The sequence below is a fragment of the Mariniflexile maritimum genome (assembly GCF_009746565.1).
Lineage (GTDB): Bacteria > Bacteroidota > Bacteroidia > Flavobacteriales > Flavobacteriaceae > Mariniflexile > Mariniflexile maritimum.
The window spans coordinates 1-2,083 of sequence record NZ_WRPN01000030.1 but is presented as its reverse complement, the minus strand read 5'-3'; the positions used below and the strand labels follow the sequence as shown (position 1 = coordinate 2,083).

4 protein-coding genes are annotated in these 2,083 nt (G+C 31.6%); 3 read left to right on the top strand and 1 reads right to left on the bottom strand.

Translation table 11 applies throughout. From position 1 onward, the window contains the following. The 3 genes from GQO80_RS15650 to GQO80_RS15640 all read left to right on the top strand — a co-directional run. On the top strand, positions 1-680 hold a 680-nt coding region (locus tag GQO80_RS15650), incomplete at its 5' end, for a hypothetical protein (RefSeq protein ID WP_232333210.1). An 85-nt stretch (positions 681-765) separates the two neighbouring features. Further along, positions 766-1,035: a hypothetical protein gene (locus GQO80_RS15645; protein ID WP_157209295.1), complete on the top strand. Its 270-nt coding sequence runs from the start codon at positions 766-768 to the stop codon at positions 1,033-1,035. Positions 1,036-1,342: 307 nt separating this feature from the next. Further along, the gene (locus GQO80_RS15640) at positions 1,343-1,828 is read left to right on the top strand and encodes a hypothetical protein (RefSeq protein ID WP_157209294.1); all 486 of its coding nucleotides are present in this window, start codon (positions 1,343-1,345) and stop codon (positions 1,826-1,828) included. A gap of 12 nt (positions 1,829-1,840) precedes the next feature. Here the strand turns inward: GQO80_RS15640 and GQO80_RS15820 are convergent. Continuing rightward, on the bottom strand, positions 1,841-2,083 hold a 243-nt coding region (locus tag GQO80_RS15820), incomplete at its 5' end, for a hypothetical protein (protein WP_198037815.1).

Genomic DNA, 2,083 nt, shown 5'->3' with positions numbered 1-2,083 from the left:
ATAAACCTGTGTATCTAGCCGAGACCTCTCTATCCCTTCTATTTTTACTTGCATTATTAATCAGAAATTTACTATTTTTAAATTCAATTAACGACCCTGCCGTAAACATACGAGCCGAGACCGTTGCAAACCATTTAAAGAGAGAGGGTACGAGAATGAATAAAGATGAAAGTATAATGGATGAAAAACAAGTTGATATAATTTTAAGCGAATCCATTAATAGTGAATATTACCAATTAAGAACTAATTATAAAACAAACGAAGAAAGAAAATCATTTATTAAAAACGTAAGTATATTACTTGGTTACGGAATATTAAACGAAATAGGCGGTAAAAAATATGAAATAACAAATTTAGGCAGAAAACTTAAAAAGTACGAATGCGTAAAAAAATACATAAACGGAGAAAAAGAAAAACTAATTAAAAAAGAAAAAAAAGACAGATACGACTATTTCTTTTCTAAATATAGATATTGGACTTTTTGGATTGCGTTCATTCTTGGTACGTTTGGCGGTATATATGGCTTGTACGATGCTTTTATAAAATCCCAATCAAACGAAGAAGAATTGAACAAAATAAAACAAGATATATTAGAAAATAAAAAATCAATAAAGGAAGTGCGTATTGAAATTTCAGACCAAAAAAAGGATAGTTCCTTACATCAGTCCAGTTCTGAATAGTGTATTTGATAAAAAACTTCATAACTCCATACTGCCTTACTCAAGCGCGACTGTTAAGTGCGACTGACAAACAAAACCGTTAATAATGATAAAAACAGAAACATACACAGAACAAGAAGTAACGATTTTAAAAAACTATTATTCGGACAAAGTAATAGGTCAATTATTTGACTTGGATTATGCTGTGCGAATAGATGGTTTTAGAACTGAAAAAGCAAACAACGGAAAACTATTTTTAAACTGTACAGCATATTTTGTGAATATGTCTGACAACACAGAGATTTCAATAAAATTCGTTGCAGAAACACTTGGGCTTAATCTTCCAAAAGAAGTACTGTATGGTCAAGGTTTATAGTCATAACATATTCCTTTTTCTTTTTGTCATATCTAAATTTATATCCTTTTGGATACTTATTTATGACTGACTTTAAAGCTCCCCATTTTTCAAACGTTTCGTCCAGCAGTTGTTTTTGCTTTTCTGTGAATGCACCCATTAAAATTAAAAAACGGATTTGCAACACCGTGTATAAAAAATAAGGGCTTGGTGCTATGATTAAAATTATTTTTTGTTTGCTCGTTTTCCGTCAATCTGAATGGGAGTTTATACTACGCCCTTACTTTCCATACACATTAACGTTAGCACACATTTAAAAAACAACATAATGAAAAAAATAACCTTTATAATCTTGATAATAGTTTTAGGACTAAGTTCTTGTGAAAAAGAGAAAATTGAAGGAAAAATAAAAAATGACCCCGAGTTCGCACAAGAATTAAGGGAAAGTCCAGAGAACATATCAATAGGTAACAACAATTTAGTCTTAACGACTTATTTATGGAGAGATTTTATGCCAATTGCAGAAGAAAATGGAAGCAAGATGATGTGCGTAAATAAATTAACAGAAGTTGACAGTATTCCTATTTTAACCTCAATTGTTTTAAAAAAGCAATATGTTATTAAAGGAAATGAAATTTGGACGGCAGAATACAGCGAGATAAGAAATAGCATTGATTTTATTTTAGAAGGTGTTGTTAGAGACGGTCCAAAATGGGGACCAAACGTTGAAGTTGATGTTGTTTGTGAATTTGAAAATTCCGGGACAACACATCGAATTTTAGCAAAATCACAATTAATTAACAAGACGGAATAATGAAAACGTGTGCTAACAGCACCTACCCAAAAGTGGCGGTTCAGTGGTTAAATCAAGCTTTGTGCTTCTATCAAAGTTTCTGCTTGGTTGACAGTGAAGTGCTTCGAGATCGCCACCTTCGGGTAGCTGCAAACCGTTACCTGCAAGCTGAAAAAAAATGAAACTACCAAAGACAATTTTACTGATATTTGGAATTTTAATTTCTTTAAAATCATTTGCATGTACTTGTAAAACAAAATCGCTATCTGAATGGCA